Annotated in this window: 2 protein-coding genes; one reads left to right on the plus strand and one right to left on the minus strand. The window is 57.4% G+C overall.

Annotation, left to right across the window (positions count from 1 at the left end; all coding sequences use genetic code 11):
- A partial coding sequence (locus tag IVB48_RS00325) for a transposase (RefSeq protein WP_247396329.1) occupies nt 1-342 on the minus strand: 342 nt, incomplete at its 3' end.
- A gap of 1,003 nt (nt 343-1,345) precedes the next feature.
- On the opposite strand from IVB48_RS00325, the gene IVB48_RS00330 reads away from it, so the two are divergent.
- Entirely contained in the window at nt 1,346-1,963 is a 618-nt protein-coding gene (locus IVB48_RS00330; protein WP_247396332.1) for a hypothetical protein, read from the plus strand.
- Nucleotides 1,964-1,981 lie beyond the last annotated feature (18 nt).

Here is a 1,981-nt window from a genome sequence, read left to right on the forward strand (position 1 = left end):
AAAGCCGGTCTCGTCGATCACCAGCACCGCATCGTCATCCGCCAAGTGCTCGATGACATAGTCGCGGACGATATCGCGCAGGGCATCAGCGTCCCAATCTCCACGACCCAGAATTGCCTGCTGACGCCATGGGCCAGGATCGCCAGCCGCCTCCGCGCGCATCCAGCCGGTCTTGCGCTGCTCATCTCCGAGCAGACCTTCCAGGAACAAGCCTGCATTCGTCGCAACACGCTCTTGCGTGAACAACGGACGTATCCGTTTCTTGATCTCTCGAAGCGACGCCGCCCACAACGCAAGCGTCTCCTCAACCGACGCGGCCCGCGCCCACGACATTCGAATCATGGTTGCCCATGGATTCAGAAGTCTGCAAACAAAGCAACTGTAATGCTAACGAAACCCATGCTTTTGACCACCGACCCGCGATGTCAGGCTCTACCGCGAGGGTAAGGATACAAAGCTATGCTTCATCAAGGATGAGCTGATGGAGGACCACCACGGCCTGCTGGTCGACGCCCGGCCACTTCTACATACACGATGGCGACGGTTCAGCCGTCGTTTGCGAGCGCGGCTGAGTTCTTCAGGCCGTCAGGAAGATCGCTCGCGACGGTAAAGTAGGTCACTCTGCGGAATCTTGTTGAGGTCTGAGGCAAGAAAGGCTCGGTTGAACCAACTATTTGTAAATGTTATGAATGTAGATTTGTTGAGACCTATAAACCTAAGGCCAAATATAATGGTGACATACAATGATCTGGACGAGAGAATTGGCCAACGCATTCGGAACGAGCGAAAGCGAATCGGGCTCACTCAAAAAGAACTCGCGAGTCGACTGGATATAGTTTTTCAGCAGCTGCAGAAGCACGAGAATGGCACAAGTAGAGTGCCGGCCAGTCGGCTTTACGAAATTGCCCGGGCACTGAACACGCCAATCTCGCATTTCTTTGACGTTGGCGAACGCGAATCGCCGCGACGGGCGTCGCCGCTCTCCGAAGTTTCTACAATAGTCGGCGCACAAAAGGGCAAGTTGGGAAAGCAAGTCCTCGAGCTTGTCACTGCTTTCATAAACATTAGGGATGAGGATGCCCGAGCGGATATTCTATCCTTGGTCACGAAATTATCGAAGTCCAACGCTAGGCGGCAGAGCCGGGGCTAACTTCGGCACCTGAATGATATCATGTGTCGCGTGACCTTGCCCCCAAGTTTTACCCAGTTCTGAGTTCGCCCAGGCGGTTGGATTTGCTCGGTTGGGTGGTGGGAGCGCGGAGCCTTCGACATAGCGCAGCGCCAGATCCCGGCGCGGTCGGCAGGTGATGGCGAACTCGGACAAAGTCTTCTATCCGAGCTGCGAGTGCGGGCGCGCGTCGTTGTACAACGACGTTTGAGAACGCCCACAGGACCGTTCTTCGCGAGGTTCTTTATCGACATCATTCCCTGGTTTGGTCGCCGAGTTTGCGTTCATGGGGCGGTGGACAAGGCTGGCGATGTCGCCTTCCGCTGCACGCTGGATGGATCGCAAGCAGATCGTTGGCTGGAGGTTCCAGCATGGATGTTCGACCGGACGGCATGCCCTGAGGCGGAGCTTTTGGCTGCTCGGCCATTTGTCAGCATAACCGCACTTGCAGCGCTTTCTGCGCTTCTCAATCTGGCGTTGATGGATCGAACGCCATCAGCTGCCCTGCTTTCTAGCGCATCCAGAGCCTCTCACGACCAGAATCGGGGAGAGACCCATGTCACGGCAGACGGCAATGCCAGGGAGCGGATACCGACACAATCGACAACTGCGCCGCAGCAGCAGATGGATCTGTTCGGGAGCGGCCTGCCGAACGGCGCCATCGGCGCGCCGGCATGGCCGGAGCTGCCGGCGGAAGCGCGGGCAGCGCTCACAAGCCTGATGACGCAGTTGATCCTCGACCATGCTGCGAGGACAGCGACGCCGCGCGCGAAGGAGGTCGGTCATGATCTCTGACAAGGTCAGGCCTCATCA

Origin of the sequence: Bradyrhizobium sp. 76 (assembly GCF_023073025.1) — a bacterium.
Taxonomy (GTDB): domain Bacteria; phylum Pseudomonadota; class Alphaproteobacteria; order Rhizobiales; family Xanthobacteraceae; genus Bradyrhizobium.